Genomic DNA, 15,640 nt, shown 5'->3' with positions numbered 1-15,640 from the left:
GTCAGCGCACCTCGCCCTTCGAAGTGTCGAGCACGGGACGGTTCGGGGCATCCTTCAGCGGCCCGACGCCGTACTGCAGGCCCGCGTTCGGGTGGTGCAGGTCGAAGGCCGGCGACTCCGAGCGGATGCGCGGGATCGTCGTGAAGTTGTGGCGCGGCGGCGGGGAGCTGGTCGCCCACTCGAGCGAGCGGCCGGTACCCCACGGGTCGTCGACCTCGACCTTCGGCGCCAGGCGGGCGGTGATCCAGACGTTCCAGAGGAACGGGATCATCGACAGGCCGAGGAGCATCGCACCGACGGTCGAGAGCTGGTTCATCCAGGTGAAGCCGTCCTCCTCGAGGTACGTGTAGTAGCGGCGGGGCATGCCCAAGACGCCGAGCCAGTGCTGCACGAGGAACGTCAGGTGGAAGCCGATGAACAGCATCCAGAAGTGCACGTGGCCCAGACGGTCGTTGAGCATCTTGCCCGTCCACTTCGGCCACCAGAAGTAGAAGCCCGAGAACATCGCGAACACCACGGTGCCGAACACCACGTAGTGGAAGTGCGCCACGACGAAGTAGGTGTCGGAGATGGCGAAGTCGAGCGGCGGGGAAGCGAGGATGACGCCGGTGAGGCCACCGAAGGTGAACGTGACGAGGAAGCCGAACGCCCACAGCATCGGCGACTCCCAGGTGATGGAGCCGCGCCACATCGTGCCGATCCAGTTGAAGATCTTCACGCCAGTCGGCACCGCGATGAGCATCGTCATGAGCGAGAACCACGGCAGCAGCACGGTGCCCGTGACGTACATGTGGTGCGCCCACACGGTGACCGACAGCGCCGCGATCGCGATCGTCGCGCCGACGAGCGTGTTGTAGCCGAAGATCGGTTTGCGGCTGAAGACCGGGAGCACCTCGGAGATGATGCCGAAGAACGGCAGCGCGATGATGTACACCTCTGGGTGGCCGAAGAACCAGAACAGGTGCTGCCAGAGCACCGCTCCGCCGTTGGCCGGGTCGTAGATGTGGCCGCCGAAGATGCGATCGAGCGCGAGGCCGAACATGGCGGCCGCCAGCACCGGGAAGACGATGATCACCAGCAGCGAGGTGATGAGGATGTTCCAGGTGAAGATCGACATGCGGAACATCGTCATGCCGGGCGCGCGCATCGTGATGATCGTGGTGATGAAGTTGACACCACCCATGATCGTGCCGAAGCCCGAGAGCGCGAGGCCCAGCACCCAGAGGTTGCCGCCGATGCCCGGCGAGAACGCGGCGGTGCTCAGCGGCGTGTAGGCGAACCAGCCGAACGATGCAGCGCCCTGCGGCGTCAGGAAGCCGGCGACCGCGATCAGCGAGCCGAACGTGAACAGCCAGTACGCCAGCGCGTTGAGCCGCGGGAAGGCCACGTCGGGGGCGCCGATGTGCAGCGGCATCATCACGTTCGCGAAGCCCGCGAACAGCGGGGTCGCGAACATCAGCAGCATGATCGTGCCGTGCATGGTGAAGAGCTGGTTGTACTGCTCCTCCGTCGGCACGATCTCCAGGCCGGGGGCGAACAGCTGGGCGCGGATCAGCAGCGCCATCACGCCGCCGAGCATGAAGAAGAGCACCGAGGTGATCAGGTACAGGTACCCGATCGTCTTGTGGTCAGTGGTGGTGATCCAGCTGACGATCACGTTGCCCTTGCGCTGGGCGCTCGGGCTGATGGGAGCCCCCGTGGTGCTGGGCGTTGTCGTAGCGGTCATCAGTTGCCCTCGCCTTCCTCGCTCGTGCCGGGCCGGAGGCCGATGTCTGGGTTGACGGCCTCGTCGATCGCTCCGACGTTGCCCTCGGCCTCGAGGCTCTCCAGGTAGGCGTCGTACTCCTCAGGGCTGACCAGCTCGACGTTGAACAGCATCAGCGAGTGGTACTCGCCGCAGAGCTCAGCGCACTTGCCGCGCAGGATCCTCTCGTCGGGACCGGTCTCGAAGTACATGTGGTTCGTGACGCCGGGCAGCGTGTCCTTCTTGTAGAGGAACTCCACCACCCAGAACGAGTGCGCGACGTCGCGCGACTCGAGCGTGATCTCGATCGACGAGTTCGTCGGCAGGTACAAGGTCGGCAGCGACTCTGCGTCGATCAGGTTCGACTCGGGGTCGTTCATCGCCTGTAGGCCCTGGTAGTACACCGGATCCTGGCCGTCGCGCTCGTAGACGAAGTCCCACGCCCAGCGCTTGCCGTAGACCGTCACCGAGTAGTCGGGATCCTCGATCGGCTCCTCGATGATCGCCTGGTCACGCGCAGTGAACGCGAAGAAGCCGGCGACGAGGATGACGGGCACGATCGTGAAGAAGATCTCGATCGGCATGTGGTAGCGCAGCTGCGCGGGCAGGCCCGTCTGGCCCCTGCGGCGGCGGTAGGCGATGCCGGCCCAGATCATCAGGCCCCAGGTCAGGATGCCGACCAGCATGAGCACGATCCAGGACGTCGTCCACAGGCCCATGATGCGGTCGACGTGGTTCGTCAGGCCGGGCGTCGACGGCATGTACCCCTGCAGCTGAGCCTGGGTGCAACCGGCGAGCACCAGTGCCACCACGACGGCAACCGGGGCCGCGATCCAACGAGATCGACGAGTGCGCAATGTCTTCCTCCGACTCTTGTGAACGTCTGCCTCGATCCTAGTACCCACAGACGCGACTCAGGCTCCTGCCACACGCCTGCTAGGTGGCCGTGAGACGCGAAACGCCGCCGATCCGTGGATCGACGGCGTGTCGCCTGACTGCGCGCTATGGCGTCAGTGGAAGGAGTCGCCGCAGGCGCACGAGCCGCCCGCGTTCGGGTTGTCCATCGTGAAGCCCTGCTTCTGGATCGTGTCCTCGAAGTCGATGGTCGAGCCGTCGAGGTAGGGCACGCTCATGCGGTCGACGATGACCTCGACGCCGTCGAAGTCGCGCACCACGTCGCCGTCGAGCTGCCGCTCGTCGAAGTAGAGCTGGTAGATGAGCCCCGAGCAGCCTCCCGGCTGCACCGCCACTCGCAGGCGCAGGTCGTCGCGACCCTCCTGGTCGAGCAGTCGCCGCACCTTGTCGGCGGCCGTGTCGGTGAGGTTCACGCCGTGCGTCATGAGATCCGTCATCTGCAGCTCCTCTCGAAAGCCCTGTGCCCCATGCTACTCCGAGCGCTCCGAGGCGCGCGAGAGCAGCAGCGCCTCGGCGCCGATCGCCTTCCGCAGCACGCCCAGGTGCTGCGACTCGTTGGGGCTGTGCGCCATCGTGCCCGGGTCCTCGACGCCCGTCACCAGGATCTGCGCCGCCGGGAACTGCTGCACCAGGTCGGCGATGAACGGGATGGACCCGCCGATGCCGGTCTCGACCGCCTGCGCGCCCCACGCATCCGCCATCGCCTGCTTGGCCGCGGTGGCACCCCAGCCGCTCGTGTCGACCAGGAACGGGTCGCCCAGGTCGACGTTGTCGTACGCGATGTGCGCGCCGAAGGGCGTGTGCTCGGCGATGTGCCGCTCGAGGGCCGCGAACGCCTGGGCCGAGGACTGCCCCGGGGCGATGCGCGCCGAGAGCCGGAACCGCACCGTCGGCAGGATCGTGTTGGATGCGTCGGGGACGCTGGGCGCGTCGACACCCGTGATGGTGATGGCCGGCTTGCCCCACAGGCGCGAGAGCACCGGGCCGCTGCCGATCAGCTCGACGCCCTCGAGCACGCCGGCCTCGGTGCGGATGTGCTCCTCGGTCTGCTCTGGCACCTCGAGGTCGGCGTCGGTGAGGCCCGCGACCGCGACCGAGCCGTCGGCGTTCCAGAAGCTCGCGGCGAGCTTCGAGAACGCCATCATCGCGTCGGGCACCGCGCCGCCGAACATGCCGGAGTGGCTGGCGTGCTCGAGCGTCGTCAGCCGCACGTTGCACGCGGCGTTGCCGCGCAGGGCGACCGTGAGCGCCGGGATATCGGTCGACCAGTTGTCGCTGTCGGCGACGACGATCAGGTCGGCGCTGAGCACGTCGGCGTGCAGCTCGAGGAAGCGCTTGAACGAGCGGGAGCCGTGCTCCTCCTCCCCCTCGATGAACAGCGCGATGCCGAGATCGGGATCGCCCATCTCCGCCAGCGCCCGGATGGCGGCGATGTGGGTGATGACGCCGGCCTTGTCGTCGGAGGCGCCGCGGCCGTAGAGGCGGCCGTCGATCTCGGTGGGCTCGAACGGCTTCGTGCGCCAGAGCGCCTCGTCGCCCCACGGCTGCACGTCGTGGTGCGCGTAGAGCAGGATCGAGGGCTTGCCGTTCTTGGCCGCGCGCACGGCCAGCACCGCCGGCTGCCCGAGCTCGACGCCCTCGTCGGTCGCGGCGCCGGCGCCGATCGGCGCGCGCTCGATGGAGACCCGCTCGAAGACGCCGGTGCCCTCCGCGAGGGCGGCGACGGCCTCCGCGCTCGCCTGCACGTGCGCGGGGTCGTAGGCGTCCCAGGCCACGCTCGGGATGCGCACGAGCGCCTTCAGGTCGTCGAGCGCCCGGTCGAAGCCGGCGTCGACGGCCGCGAGCACGGCGCGGTCGCGGTCGGAGAGGTCGCGCGCCGAGGGCGCGCCGGAGTCAGCGGAAGTGTCGGTCATGCGCACGATCCTAGGCGGCGAGGCGGCACGCCGTCGGCGGTACGATGGGCTGATCCCCCGCGACCGATCTTCCGAAGGACCTCCTGTGGCGCTGTTCAGCCGTTCTGCCGACGACAAGGCTCCGATCGAGAGCGTGCCCGAGGGCAAGCGCACGCCGAAGCAGTCCGAGCAGGTCGCCCGCAACCGCCGCCCGCTGGTGCCCGAGGACCGCAAGGAGGCCCGCCGCCAGGTGCAGGACAAGATGCGCGCCGAGCGGCAGAAGGCGCGCGTGGGCTTCGAGCGCGGCGAAGAGAAGTACCTGCCGCCGCGCGACAAGGGCCCGCTGCGCCGCTACGTGCGCGACTTCGTCGACGCTCGCCTGTCGATCGGCACGCTCGCGATGCCGATGATGATCGTGGTGCTGGTGCTGACGTTCATCAACGACCCGCAGTGGCGCGTGATCGCCAACATCGTGCTGTGGGCGTTCGTCGCCGTCGTGGTGCTCGACTCGGTGCTGATGGCGTGGCAGCTGCGCCGCGCGATCCGCGCGAAGTTCGGGCAGAAGGATGCGAAGGGTCACGGCTGGTACGCCACCATGCGTGCCGTGCAGCTGCCGTTCATGCGCATGCCGAAGCCGCAGACGAAGCTCTTCAAGTACCCCGAGTGAGCCGGGGCGCTACCGCGCCAGCAGGCCGCGGTTGATCTCGCGCGCCCAGCCCGGGCCGCGGTAGATGAATCCCGTGTAGCCCTGCACGAGCGCCGCGCCTGCCGCGAGCCGCTCGCGCACGTCGTCGGCCGTCTCGACGCCGCCGACCGAGATGACCTCGAGCGACGCCGGCAGCGCCTCGCGCAGGATGCGCAGCACCTCGAGCGAGCGAGCGGCGACCGGCCGCCCGGACAGGCCGCCCGCGCCCGCGTGCGCCACCGCATCCGCCGTGCTTGTCAGGCCCCCGCGGCTGATGGTCGTGTTCGTGGCGATGACGCCGGCGAGCTCGATGCGGGCGGCGAGCGCGGCGATGCCCGCGACCTGCTCGTCGTCGAGGTCGGGCGCGATCTTCACCAGCACGGGCGTGCTGCCGGGGGCGCCGCGGATGGCCGTGAGCAGCGGCTCGAGCAGCCGCTCGTCCTGCAGGCCGCGCAGGCCGGGCGTGTTCGGGGAGGAGACGTTGACCGCCAGGTAGTCGGCGACCGGCGCCAGCAGCCTGGCCGAGTGCAGGTAGTCGGCCTCGACCGCGGCGGCGTCGGTGGCGTCGACCACGCGGCTCTTGCCGATGTTGACGCCGATCACCGGGCGCGAGCGCGCCTCGCGGGCGGCGGCGATGCGCTCGGCCGCGGCGGCCGCTCCCCCGTTGTTGAAGCCCATCCGGTTCACGAGCGCGCGGTCGTCGGCGAGGCGGAACAGCCGCGGCCGGTCGTTGCCGGGCTGCGGCTGCGCCGTCAGGGTGCCCACCTCGACGTGGCCGAAGCCGAGCGCGCCGAGGCCCGCGATCATCGTCGCGTCCTTGTCGAAGCCCGCCGCCACCCCGAAGGGGGTCGGGAACTCGCGGCCGAGCGCGCGGGTGCGCAGCGCCGCGTCGGTGCGCACGCCGGGGCGCGCGGCACCGATGGCCCGGATCGCGGTGGCGCCCAGGTGATGGGCCGCCTCCGGATCGACCCTCGTGAAGCCGTGCTGGAAGAGCAGCTCGTACGCGGTCATTCGCCGGGCTCCTCGTCGGTGCGCGTGCCCTCGCGCAGGGTGCGGATGGCGGTCTCGAAGTCGTCCAGCGAGTCGAAGTTGTTGTAGACGCTCGCGAAGCGCAGGTAGGCGACCTCGTCGAGCTCGCGCAGCGGCGGCAGCACCGCCAGGCCGATCTCGTTCGCGTCGATCTGGCTGGCGCCGGTCGCGCGGATGGTCTCCTCCACCGACTGCGCGACGCCGGCCAGATCGGCGTCGGTGACGGGCCGGCCGCGCACGGCCTTGCGCACGCCCTCGATGACCTTCTCGCGGCGGAACGGCTCGAGCACGCCAGAGCGCTTCACCACCGAGAGGCTCGCGGTCTCGGTGGTGGTGAAGCGCCGCCCGCACTCGGTGCACTGCCGGCGGCGGCGGATCGAGGTGCCGTCGTCGGTGGTGCGCGAGTCGACCACGCGCGAGTCGGGGTTGCGGCAGAAGGGGCAGTGCATCAGCGCACCTCCTGCCTGCGCGCCGGCTCCTCGAAGCGGGCCTCGATGGCCTCGCCGTGCGCGGGCAGGCCCTCGGCGGCGGCGAGCGCCGTCACCTCGCGGCGCACCTCGGCGAGCGCGGCGCGGTCGTAGCGCACCACCTGCTGCGGGCGCAGGAAGGTCGCGGCGCCCAGGCCCGCGACCCGCCGGGCCTGGCCGCCGGTCGGCAGCACGTGGTTGGAGCCCGCGGCGTAGTCGCCCAGGCTGACGGGCGTGTGCGCGCCGAGGAAGATCGCCCCGGCATGCCGCACCGTCGCCAGCACCGCGTCGTCGTCGCGCGTGACGATCTCGAGGTGCTCGGGCGCGTACGCGTCGCTCACCTTCGCTGCCGCCGCGAGATCGGCCACCAGCACGATCGCCGACTGCTCCCCCGTGAGCGACGCGACGACGCGCTCGGCCGCGGGCGTCTGGGCCGCACGTCGGGTGACGGATGCGTCGACGCGGTCGGCGAGGTCGGTCGAGTCGGTCACGAGCACGGCAGAGGCGAGCTCGTCGTGCTCGGCTTGACTCACCAGGTCGGCCGCCACCAGCTCGGGATCGGCGGAGTCGTCCGCGATCACCAGAATCTCGGTGGGGCCGGCCTCGGCGTCGACGCGCACGGTGCCTGCGACGACGCGCTTGGCGGCGGCGACGAAGACGTTGCCGGGGCCGGTCACCACATCGACCGGCGCCAGTCCGATCGCGGGCACGCCGTGCGCGAGCGCACCGATGGCACCGGCGCCGCCCATCGCGTAGACCTCCTCGACGCCGAGCAGCGCGCACGCGGCGAGGATCGTGGGGTGGGGCAGCCCGTCGTGGTCGGCCTGCGCGGGGCTCGCGACGGCGATCGAGCGCACGCCGGCGGCCTGCGCGGCGACCACGTTCATGACCACGCTCGAGGGATAGACGGCCTTGCCGCCCGGCACGTAGAGCCCGACCCGGTCGACCGGCTGCCAGCGCAGCTCGATCTCTGCGCCCTCGGCGATGTGCGCGACCATCGAGGGCGGCACCTGCGCCCTCGAGCCGATCCGCACGCGGTCGATGGCGACCTCGAGCGCGTCCCGCACCGACGGGTCAAGCGCGATGAGCGCATCCGTCAGTGCCTGTTCGCCGACCCGGATGTCGGTCGGCCGCACGCGGTCGAAGCGCTCGGCCTGCTCGATGAGTGCGTGGGCCCCGCGCTCGCGCACGGCGTCGATGAGCTCGGTGGCCGCGGCGAGGGATGCCGCCACGTCGATCGTCGGCCGCGGCAGCAGGCCGCGCAGCTCCTGCTCGGCGGGCAGGGTCGTCAGGTCGATTCGTCGCAGCACGTCGTCCATCTTCGCAGGTCGAGGGCACCCCGCCGGAGCCGCCGCCGCAGCGAGCCTCGGCTCGAGGTGCTGGGCAGGCGCGGTGCGGCGGCTACGCGATCGAGGCGGGGCCCAGCAGGCTCTTGATCTCGCCGAACAGGTCGGAGGAGACCCGCACCCGCAGCGGCACCGCGAACACCCGCTCCATGTCTGGCCGCTGCAGCGCGATGCGCACGTCGGTCTGCCCGGCGTGGCGCTCGAGCAGTCCGCGCAGCTCGCGCATCGCCGTCATCGAGGCCCGCCGCTCCGGGATGCGCAGCTCGAGCGGACGGGTGTCGTCGATCGGCTGCACATCAGGCGTGTCGATGCTGTTCGCGCGCACCGTGATGCTGTCATCGCGGGTCTGCGCGCGACCGCGCACGACCACCACCTGGTCGGCCACCAGCGCCGCACGGTACTCCGTGTACGTCTTGCCCAGCACCATGATCTCGAGCTCGCCGCTGAAGTCCTCGACGGCGATGATGCCGTAGGGATTGCCGGAGTTGCGAGCCACCCGGTGCTGCACGCTGGTGATGAGGCCGGCGATGGCGACGTGGTCGCCGTCCTCGACCGACTCGTTCAGCTCCTGGATCTGATGCGTCGCGTGCTTCGCGAGCTCGAGCTCGAGGCCCGACAGCGGGTGGTCGGAGACGTACAGGCCGAGCATCTCGCGCTCGAAGGCGAGCTTGTCCTGCTTGCCCCACTCCGGGCGTTCCGGCACCCGGTCGGCGACGGTGTCGAGGTCATCGAAGATGTCGCCGAAGAGGTCGACCTGCCCGTTCGCCTCATTGCGCTTGATGGAGACGGCCGCGTCCACCGCATCCTCGTGGATCTCGAGCATGCCGCGCCGCGTGGCGCCCATGGTGTCGAAGCCGCCCGACTTGATGAGCGACTCGACGGTGCGCTTGTTCGCCACCCCCAGCGGCGCCTTCTTCAGGAAGTCGTGGAACGAGGTGAAGGCGCCCTCGCGCTCGCGCGCGCCGATGATGCCCTCGACCACGCCGTCGCCGACGTTGCGCACCGCGCCGAGGCCGAAGCGGATGTCGTTGCCCACGGCCGTGAAGTACAGCGTCGACTCGTTGACATCCGGGGGCAGCACCGTGATGCCCATGCGTCGGCACTCGGAGAGGTAGATCGCCATCTTGTCCTTGGAGTCGCCGACGCTCGTCAGCAGCGCCGCCATGTACTCGGCCGGATAGTGCGCCTTCAGGTAGGCCGTCCAGTAGGAGATGACGCCGTAGGCGGCGGAGTGCGCCTTGTTGAAGGCGTAGTCGGAGAAGGGCAGCAGGATGTCCCACAGCGCCTTCACCGCGGCGGCGGAGTAGCCGCGCTCGCGCATGCCGCCCGAGAAGGCCTCGAACTGCTTGTCGAGCTCCTCCTTCTTCTTCTTGCCCATCGCGCGCCGCAGGATGTCGGCCTGGCCGAGCGAGTAGCCGGCCACCTTCTGCGCGACCGCCATCACCTGCTCCTGGTAGATGATGAGGCCGTACGACTCCGAGAGGATGTCGGCCAGCGGCTCCTCGAGCTCTGGGTGGATGGGCGTGATCGGCTGCTGGCCGTTCTTGCGGAGCGCGTAGTTGGTGTGCGAGTCGGCGCCCATGGGGCCGGGCCGGTAGAGCGCGATGACGGCCGAGATGTCGCCGAAGCTGTCGGGCTTCATCAGCCGCAGCAGCGAGCGCAGCGGACCGCCGTCGAGCTGGAAGACGCCGAGCGTGTCGCCGCGGCCGAGCAGCTCGTAGGCGCCGCGGTCGTCGAGCGGGAGGGTCTCGAGGTCGATCTCCTCGCCGCGGTTGGCGCGGATGTTGTCGAGCGCATCCGAGACGATGGTGAGGTTGCGCAGCCCCAGGAAGTCCATCTTGATCAGGCCGAGCGACTCGCACGCCGGGTAGTCGAACTGCGTGATGATCGCGCCGTCCTGCTCCCGCTTCATGATCGGGATGATGTCGATCAGCGGGTCGGAGGACATGATGACGCCGGCGGCGTGCACGCCCCACTGGCGCTTGAGGTTCTCGAGGCCGAGGGCGGTGTCGTAGACGGTCTTCGCATCCGGGTCGGTCTCGAGCAGCGCGCGGAAGTCGCCCGCCTCCTTGTAGCGCTCATGCTCCGGGTCGGTGATCCCGGCCAGCGGGATGTCCTTCGCCATGATCGCCGGCGGCATCGCCTTGGTGAGCTTGTCGCCCATGCCGAAGGGGAAGCCGAGCACACGGCTGGCGTCCTTGAGCGCCTGCTTCTGCTTGATGGTGCCGTAGGTGACGATCTGCGCGACGCGCTCGGTGCCATACTTCTCCGTCACGTAGCGGATGACCTCGCCGCGGCGCCGGTCGTCGAAGTCGATGTCGAAGTCGGGCATCGAGACGCGGTCGGGGTTGAGGAAGCGCTCGAAGATCAGGCCGTGCTCGAGCGGGTCGAGGTCGGTGATGCGCATCGCGTAGGCGGCCATCGAGCCGGCACCGGAGCCGCGGCCAGGGCCCACCCGGATGCCGTTGTCCTTCGCCCAGTTGATGAAGTCGGCGACCACCAGGAAGTAGCCGGGGAAGCCCATGTTCGAGATCACGCCGATCTCGTACTCGGCCCGTGCCTGCACCGCATCCGGGATGCCGCTCGGGTAGCGCTTCTCGAGCCCGACCTGCACCTCGTGGCGGAACCAGGAGTGCTCGTCGTGGCCCTCCGGCACCGGGTAGCGCGGCATGTAGTTGGCGCTGGTGTCGAACTCGACATCGCAGCGCTCGGCGATCAGCAGCGTGTTGTCGCACGCCTCCGGCATGTCGCGGAAGAGGTGCCGCATCTCGGCGGCCGACTTCACGTAGTAGCCGCCGCCCTCGAGGCGGAAGCGGTTCGGGTCGTCCATCGTCGAGCCCGACTGCACGCACAGCAGCGCCTCGTGGCTCTTGGCATCCTCAGCGTGCGTGTAGTGCAGGTCGTTCGTCGCCAGCGGCGGCAGGCCGAGCTGCTTGCCGATCTCGAGCAGGCCGTCGCGCACGCGGCGCTCGATCTCGAGCCCGTGGTCCATCAGCTCGAGGAAGTAGTTCTCGGCGCCGAACAGGTCGCGGTACGAGGCCGCGGCGGCGAGCGCCTCGTCGAACTGCCCCAGCCGCAGGCGCGTCTGCACCTCGCCGGAGGGGCAGCCGGTGGTGGCGATGAGCCCGCCCGAGTACTGCTCGAGCAGCTCGCGATCCATGCGCGGCTTGAAGTAGAAGCCCTCCATCGACGCGTAGGACGAGAGCCGGAAGAGGTTGTGCATCCCCTCGTTGTTCTCGGCCAGCAGCGTCATGTGCGTGTACGCGCCGCTGCCGGAGACGTCGTCGCCGGGCTTGGCGTCCTGCCCGCCCCACTTCACGCGCGTCTTGTCGCTGCGGTGCGTGCCGGGCGTGATGTACGCCTCGGTGCCGATGATCGGCTTCACGCCGTGCGCCTTCGCGGCCTTCCAGAACTCGAAGGCGCCGAAGATGTTGCCGTGGTCGGTCATCGCGACCGCCGGCATGCCCTCCTGCTGCACCGCCTGCATGAGGTCGGTGATGCGGGCCGCCCCGTCGAGCATCGAGTACTCGGTATGGACGTGGAGGTGCGCGAAGTTCTCTGCCATGGCACCTCGATCCTACGTCGAGGCGCCCACCCGACAGGCCGGTGCTCCTACTCCTCGCGCAGCAGCTCGAGCGCGTGCGCGAGCGCGGCCGGGTAGCTCGACTCGAACTGCACCTGCTCCCCCGTCGCGGGGTGCCGGAACCCCAGCCGCATGGCGTGCAGCCACTGGCGACTCAGCCCGAGCCTCGCCGAGATCGTGGGGTCCGCGCCGTACATCGCGTCGCCCAGGCACGGATGCCTCCTGGCCGCCATGTGCACACGGATCTGGTGGGTGCGGCCCGTCTCGAGCTCGATCTCGAGCAGGCTGCCGCCCCGGTACGCCTCGAGGGTCTCGTAGTGGGTGATCGCATGCTTGCCGCTCGAGACGACGGCGAAGCGCCACTCGTGGTTCGGGTGCCGGCCGACCGGGGCGTCGATGGTGCCGGCGAACGGATCCGGGTGCCCCTGCACGGCGGCGTGGTAGATCTTCGAGACCTCGCGGTCGTGGAAGGCGGCCTTCAGCCGCGTGTAGGCGATCTCGCTCTTCGCGACCACCATCAGGCCGCTCGTGCCGGCGTCGAGGCGGTGCACGACGCCCTGCCTCTCGGCGGCGCCCGAGGTGGCGATCTGGAAGCCGGCGGCGGCGAGCGCGCCGACGACGGTCGGCCCCTGCCAGCCCATCGAGGGGTGCGCGGCGACGCCCGCGGGCTTGTCGACCACGACGATGTCCTCGTCGTCGTGCACGATACCCAGATCTGGCACCGGCGTCGCGACGATCGTCGGCTCCTGGCGCGGCTGCCAGCTGAGGTCGAGCCAGGCGTCCCCGCGCAGGCGGTCCGACTTCTGCAGCACCTCGCCGTCCTGCTGGGCGCCGCCTGCCTCGAGCATCCCGACCACCGCGGTGCGGGAGAGGCCGAGCAGCTTGGCGAGCCCCGCATCCGCCCGTGCGCCGTCGAGGCCGGGGGGCACCTGCAGGAAGCGGGTCTCCATCAGTGCCGGTCGCCCGGTCGGTCGCCGGGTCGGTCGCCGCGTCGGTCGCTCGAGCCGTCGGGCCGGTCCTCCGGGTCGAGCGGCTGCGTCGCGTCGGGATCGGCGTCGACCACGGCGCGCTTCGGCTCGTCCGTGCGGCGCACGCCGTCCAGGCCGATGTTGGCCAGCACGAGCAGCACCACGCCGATCATCGAGCCGACCACGAAGATGTCGGCGACGTTGAAGATCGCCGGGAAGCCCCACACCTGGATGAAGTCGATGACGTGCCCGACGAAGATCCCCGGCTCTCGCGTCAGCCGGTCGGTGAGGTTGCCGAGCGTACCGCCGAGCAGACCGCCGAGGGCGGCCGCCCACCAGAGCGAGCGGATGCGTCGCAACTGCGTGAGGATGACGATCACCACGGCGGAGGCGAGGATCGTGAAGATCCAGGTGGAGCCCGCGGCGAGGGAGAAGGCGGCGCCGGGGTTGCGCACGAAGTGCCACTGCAGCAGCTCACCGAGCACCGGCCGCTGCTCGCCCTCGGTCATCGAGGCGAGCACCCACTCCTTGGTCAGGAAGTCGACCGCCCACGCGACGACGGCGGTCCCGAAGACGAGCCCCAGCATCCGCCAGGGCGTGCGTCTCGGAACCGCCGCAGCGCTGTCGTCCGTCGCGGAGCCGGTGGCCACCGAGCGGCTCAGTTGCCGCCCTGCCCGCCGAAGGCGAGCGAGGAGGAGCGATCGAGGTCGCGCAGCTGGCTCTCGATGTAGCCGCGCAGCTTGAGGCGGTAGTCGCGCTCGAAGCTCTTGAGCTCGTCGATCTTGGCCTCGAGGCCGGCCTTCTGCTCGTCGAGCTTGGCCTTCTTGTCGTCGAACTCCTGCTGGAGCGTCGCCTTGCGCTGCTCGGCGGCGTCCTCGATCTCCTGGGCGGAGGTCTCTGCGGCGGCGATCAGCTCGTCGCGCTTGCGCTCGCCCTCGGCGACGTGCTCGTCGTGGACGCGCTGTGCGAGCGCCAGCAGGCCGTCGGCGTTGGTGGATGCGGGGGTGGCAGCCGCCTCGGCGGGCGCCGCGTCAGCGATGGGCGCGGCCTGCGCCTCGGGGGCCTCCTCGGCGTCGGTCTGCGCGACCTCGGTCTCGGCGGCGACCTGCTCCGGGGCTGCAGCAGCCTCGGCGGCTGCGCGCTCAGCGGCGGCATCGCGGTCGGCGAGCTCCTTCGTGAGGCGCTCGTTCTCGGCACGCAGGCTCTCGAGCTCTGCTGCGTCGGGCCGCGCGACGGCCTCGGCATCGCCCTCCACAGGAGCGGCAGCGCCGGCACCGGACTTGAGCTGCTCGTTCTCGCTGCGGAGGCTCTCGTTCTCCTCGGTCAGCCGACGCAGCTCTGTGACGACCTCATCGAGGAAGTCGTCGACCTCGTCCTGGTCGTAGCCGTCCCGGAAGCGCGTCGTCTCGAAGCGCTTGTGGACGACGTCGTCAGGAGTCAGTGCCATGGCGTGCCTTTCTGGTCAACTCGCGGCCTTCGGCAGGCTGCGCAGATTTACTGTACCTGCCCGCGGGCGCGTTCCGATGATCGTAGCGTCAACGCAGCGGCCCGACGATCGTCATCGCCAGCAGCAGTGCCAGCAGCAGCACGAGCATCGCGATGTCGAGCATCGCGCCGCCGATCCGCACCGGCTTCACGAAGCGGCGCACGAAGCGCAGCGGAGGATCGGTCAGCCGCATGAGCCAGACGGAGACCAGGAGCCAGAATCCCTGCGGGCGCCAGTCGTGCCGCAGCTGCCGGACGAAGTCGAGGATGATCCGCGCCCAGAGGACGTAGAACGAGACCAGCAGCGCGGTGTGGACGACCCAGGCGACGATCGAGACGATCTCCACGCGTCAGTGCGCGAAGACGGCCGAGTCCGCGTCCTCGTCGATGCCGCGACCACCGGAGACGGCGATGTGCTCGGGGGTGAGCAGGTAGACCTTGGTGGTGACGCGCTCGATGCGCCCCTCCAGGCCCTGCGTGAGGCCGGCGGAGAAGTCGATCAGCCGACGTGCGTCACCATCGGTCATCTGCGACAGGTTGATGATGACGGGCGTGCCGTCGCGGAATGCCTCCGCGATCGGCTTGGCGTCCTTGTACTGGCGCGGGTGCACCGTGAGGATCTCGCTCATGTCGTTGACCTTCTGGCTCGCGCGGAGCTTGGTGACGGGCGCGCGGCGCGGCTCCTCGACGCGCTCGCGCGGCTGCGGCTGGGGGGCACGGTCGTGCTCCTCGGCCCGCTCGACGGGGCGGACCTCCTGGGTCAGCTCATCCTCCTCGGCGAAGCCGAAGTAGATCGCCGCCTTCTTCAGTGCGTTGCTCATGCTGGATCCTCCTCGTGGCGTGGGTTCACGCTATCCGCCGGCGGGGCGGTTTCCCGTGATTGCGGTGCCGATTCGCAGGTGTGTCGCGCCGTGCTGCAGGGCCTCGCGCCAGTCGGCGCTCATGCCTGCAGAGATCCAGTCGGCGGATGCGTCCAGTCGCCGCACGCGCTCGGCGTGCGTCGCGAGGCGCTCGAACGCGCGGCCGGGCTCCTCGTCGAGCGGCGCGACGGCCATCACGCCGCGCAGGCGCAGCGCCGGCGAGGCGGCGACGCGCTCCGCCAGCGCCTCGAGACTGGCCGGCTCGACGCCGCCGCGGCCCGGGTCGTCGGTCAGGTTGACCTGCACGAGCGCGTCGCGGACAGGCCGCTCGTGCGGCGATGCACCGCCCTCGAGCGTCTCGACGAGCTCGATCGAGTCGATCGAGTGCAGCACGTCGGCATAGGCGGCGACCTGGCGCGCCTTCTTGCGCTGCAGCTGGCCGAGGAAGTGCCAGGTGAGGCCGAGCCCCGCGAGCCCGACGGCCTTGTCCCGCGCCTCGGGATGCCGGTTCTCGCCGAAGTCGCGGTGACCCGCGGCGGCGAGCTCGCGCACGAGCGCTGCCGGGTGGAACTTCGTGACGACGACCACCGTGACGTCGCGCGCCTGGCGCGCCTGCTCGAGATCCTCGCGGAAGGCGGCCAGGCGCGCAGGGGCGACGGTCATGGG

15 protein-coding genes are annotated in these 15,640 nt (G+C 70.3%); 1 reads left to right on the top strand and 14 read right to left on the bottom strand.

The window, feature by feature from the left end:
* Nucleotide 1: 1 nt before the first annotated feature.
* The 4 genes from ctaD to J1M46_RS02960 all read right to left on the bottom strand — a co-directional run bounded on the left by ctaD (nucleotide 2) and on the right by J1M46_RS02960 (nucleotide 4,572).
* Nucleotides 2-1,726: an aa3-type cytochrome oxidase subunit I gene (gene ctaD / locus J1M46_RS02975; protein ID WP_206446464.1), complete on the bottom strand. Its 1,725-nt coding sequence runs from the start codon at nucleotides 1,724-1,726 to the stop codon at nucleotides 2-4.
* Nucleotides 1,726-2,601, bottom strand: coding sequence for an aa3-type cytochrome oxidase subunit II (gene ctaC / locus J1M46_RS02970; protein ID WP_241248990.1), 876 nt, complete (start codon nucleotides 2,599-2,601; stop codon nucleotides 1,726-1,728). The genes ctaD and ctaC overlap by 1 nt, the downstream gene beginning before the upstream one ends.
* 153 nt (nucleotides 2,602-2,754) lie before the next feature.
* On the bottom strand, nucleotides 2,755-3,096 hold the full coding sequence (locus J1M46_RS02965) for a HesB/IscA family protein (RefSeq protein ID WP_092919127.1): 342 nt from the start codon (nucleotides 3,094-3,096) through the stop codon (nucleotides 2,755-2,757).
* A gap of 33 nt (nucleotides 3,097-3,129) precedes the next feature.
* Nucleotides 3,130-4,572, bottom strand: a complete 1,443-nt coding sequence (locus J1M46_RS02960) for a M20/M25/M40 family metallo-hydrolase (protein ID WP_206446462.1) — start codon at nucleotides 4,570-4,572, stop codon at nucleotides 3,130-3,132.
* Between the two features lie 85 nt (nucleotides 4,573-4,657).
* Here J1M46_RS02960 and J1M46_RS02955 point away from each other — a divergent pair, with 85 nt between their 5' ends.
* Complete coding sequence (locus J1M46_RS02955; protein WP_206446461.1) at nucleotides 4,658-5,218, top strand: DUF3043 domain-containing protein; 561 nt, start codon at nucleotides 4,658-4,660, stop codon at nucleotides 5,216-5,218.
* A 9-nt stretch (nucleotides 5,219-5,227) separates the two neighbouring features.
* On the opposite strand, the gene J1M46_RS02950 is transcribed toward J1M46_RS02955, so the two are convergent.
* From J1M46_RS02950 to J1M46_RS02905, 10 genes are all read right to left on the bottom strand, one after another.
* Complete coding sequence (locus J1M46_RS02950) at nucleotides 5,228-6,247, bottom strand: quinone-dependent dihydroorotate dehydrogenase (RefSeq protein WP_206446460.1); 1,020 nt, start codon at nucleotides 6,245-6,247, stop codon at nucleotides 5,228-5,230.
* On the bottom strand, nucleotides 6,244-6,714 hold the full coding sequence (gene nrdR / locus J1M46_RS02945) for a transcriptional regulator NrdR (RefSeq protein ID WP_206446459.1): 471 nt from the start codon (nucleotides 6,712-6,714) through the stop codon (nucleotides 6,244-6,246). Before nrdR ends, J1M46_RS02950 begins: the two co-directional genes overlap by 4 nt.
* Nucleotides 6,714-8,051, bottom strand: a complete 1,338-nt coding sequence (hisD, locus tag J1M46_RS02940; protein WP_206446458.1) for a histidinol dehydrogenase — start codon at nucleotides 8,049-8,051, stop codon at nucleotides 6,714-6,716. The genes nrdR and hisD overlap by 1 nt, the downstream gene beginning before the upstream one ends.
* Nucleotides 8,052-8,133: 82 nt before the next feature.
* Nucleotides 8,134-11,643, bottom strand: a complete 3,510-nt coding sequence (gene dnaE, locus J1M46_RS02935) for a DNA polymerase III subunit alpha (protein WP_206446457.1) — start codon at nucleotides 11,641-11,643, stop codon at nucleotides 8,134-8,136.
* A 47-nt stretch (nucleotides 11,644-11,690) separates the two neighbouring features.
* Nucleotides 11,691-12,611 carry an RluA family pseudouridine synthase gene (locus tag J1M46_RS02930; RefSeq protein ID WP_206446456.1) on the bottom strand — a complete coding sequence of 307 codons (921 nt, stop codon included), beginning with the start codon at nucleotides 12,609-12,611 and terminating at the stop codon, nucleotides 11,691-11,693.
* Complete coding sequence (gene lspA, locus J1M46_RS02925; RefSeq protein ID WP_206446455.1) at nucleotides 12,611-13,216, bottom strand: signal peptidase II; 606 nt, start codon at nucleotides 13,214-13,216, stop codon at nucleotides 12,611-12,613. Before lspA ends, J1M46_RS02930 begins: the two co-directional genes overlap by 1 nt.
* Before the next feature lie 71 nt (nucleotides 13,217-13,287).
* Nucleotides 13,288-14,076 (bottom strand): DivIVA domain-containing protein, encoded by a 789-nt coding sequence (locus J1M46_RS02920; protein ID WP_206446454.1) that lies wholly within the window; start codon nucleotides 14,074-14,076, stop codon nucleotides 13,288-13,290.
* An 88-nt stretch (nucleotides 14,077-14,164) separates the two neighbouring features.
* Nucleotides 14,165-14,461, bottom strand: coding sequence for a YggT family protein (locus tag J1M46_RS02915; protein ID WP_206446453.1), 297 nt, complete (start codon nucleotides 14,459-14,461; stop codon nucleotides 14,165-14,167).
* Nucleotides 14,462-14,464: 3 nt separating this feature from the next.
* Nucleotides 14,465-14,935 carry a cell division protein SepF gene (locus tag J1M46_RS02910; RefSeq protein WP_206446452.1) on the bottom strand — a complete coding sequence of 157 codons (471 nt, stop codon included), beginning with the start codon at nucleotides 14,933-14,935 and terminating at the stop codon, nucleotides 14,465-14,467.
* A gap of 30 nt (nucleotides 14,936-14,965) precedes the next feature.
* Nucleotides 14,966-15,637, bottom strand: coding sequence for a YggS family pyridoxal phosphate-dependent enzyme (locus tag J1M46_RS02905; RefSeq protein ID WP_206446451.1), 672 nt, complete (start codon nucleotides 15,635-15,637; stop codon nucleotides 14,966-14,968).
* Nucleotides 15,638-15,640: the final 3 nt, after the last annotated feature.

Origin of the sequence: Agrococcus sp. KRD186 (genome assembly GCF_017168255.1) — a bacterium.
In the GTDB taxonomy this organism is placed as follows: domain Bacteria; phylum Actinomycetota; class Actinomycetes; order Actinomycetales; family Microbacteriaceae; genus Agrococcus.
This window is presented reverse-complemented; position numbering and strand designations above follow the sequence as displayed.